We start from the raw sequence: 1,223 nt of genomic DNA, 5'->3' as shown, positions 1-1,223 counted from the left end.
GACTGGATCTCGAGCATCGGCTCCTTGGTGGGCGCCCTGACCGGCGTCGGCGCGCTGATCGTCGCTGTGCTCAGCTATCGCAAGTCGAACAGGGCTCTGGCCGCCGACGCGCAGACCAGGGGAGCGGTCGCCTCGACCGTGGACGCGATCGAGGCGCTCGGGCGGGCCGGCGGGTTCGGCGCCGAGCCAGGTGCCGAAGGCTATGGCATCCGTCGCGAACGGCCCGAGGGTCGGCAGCAGAAGGACGCATACGAGTCAGCGTTGAAGGCCGCCCGACACGAGCTGGGGCGAACGTAGCGAGCGGGGGAGTCAGAGCTGTCGTGCTTCGTGGTCCGAACGATGGACGCGTGGCCTGGTGCGTCGGGCACGCCACGCTCGCCACGCGCCGGTGGACCAGAGCGCCCAGATCACCAGCAGCGGCTGGAAGAGCAGGCGGATGCCACGGGAGAGATCGGTGTCGAGCCCGAAGGCATCCGTGCCGCTGACGAACTGTTCGATGTTTCCGGGAAAGATCGCGACGAAGAAGGCGGCGGTGATCCACCCGATCAGCACGCGCTGGCGCGCCCACACCAGCAGCGCGAGACCCAGCGCGATCTCGACGACGCCTGACGCGAGCACCACGAAATCGACCGGCAGCGGGAGCCACATGGGAACCTGCGCGACGAACGACGCGCGCGCGAAGGTGAGGTGGCCGATGCCGGCGAAGAGAAGAAACGCGCCCAGCATCCAGCGGGCGATCGTCTGCGGAAGGCTCATGCCCGGGCGGTCGCCCGTGGGCGACGCGGACTCGCGATCTGCGCGACGGCGCGCTGCGTTCATGTCATCACCTCACGATGCGCTCGGTGCCGCGTTGGTACGCCCAACATACGGTGGGACGCGGCTCGGCGAGAGGACGTCGTTCCCCACCGCCCTCAGCGCGCGGCCCCAGCCCAGAGCCAGCGCAGCGCGTCGGGGAGCAGCACGCCGCCGTGGTTGGGGGAGTGTCCGCCGTCTCCGACGACGAGCCGAAAGTCGTATCCGGCACGGGCGAGCGCCGCAGCTGTTTCGAGGTTCTCGGCGAACCAATTGTCCGCGGGAGCATTCCAATTCAGGTCACGGTGAGCCGCGTGCAAGAAGATCCTCGTCGGTCTGCGCGGTTCGGTCTTCAGCAAGGCGGGGAAGGGGTTGCCGTCAGGCATCTGAGCGAAGCTTGCGTTGAAGGCGACCACCCTTCCTATTCCGTC

General features: G+C 68.5%; 2 protein-coding genes and 1 pseudogene. 1 reads left to right on the top strand and 2 read right to left on the bottom strand.

The window, feature by feature from the left end; all coding sequences use genetic code 11:
• Positions 1-297 (top strand): hypothetical protein (locus NQ160_RS14865; protein WP_257515976.1); only part of this gene is annotated, 297 nt, incomplete at its 5' end.
• Positions 298-309: 12 nt separating this feature from the next.
• On the opposite strand, the gene NQ160_RS14860 is transcribed toward NQ160_RS14865, so the two are convergent.
• Positions 310-756 carry a DoxX family protein gene (locus NQ160_RS14860; protein ID WP_257515977.1) on the bottom strand — a complete coding sequence of 149 codons (447 nt, stop codon included), beginning with the start codon at positions 754-756 and terminating at the stop codon, positions 310-312.
• 155 nt (positions 757-911) lie between these two features.
• A pseudogene (locus NQ160_RS14855) lies at positions 912-1,223 on the bottom strand (enterochelin esterase); the annotation flags it as partial.

It is taken from the genome of Microbacterium sp. zg.Y909 (genome assembly GCF_024626565.1).
The sequence above is the reverse complement of the archived record's forward strand: the minus strand, read 5'-3'. Positions and strand labels throughout refer to the sequence as shown.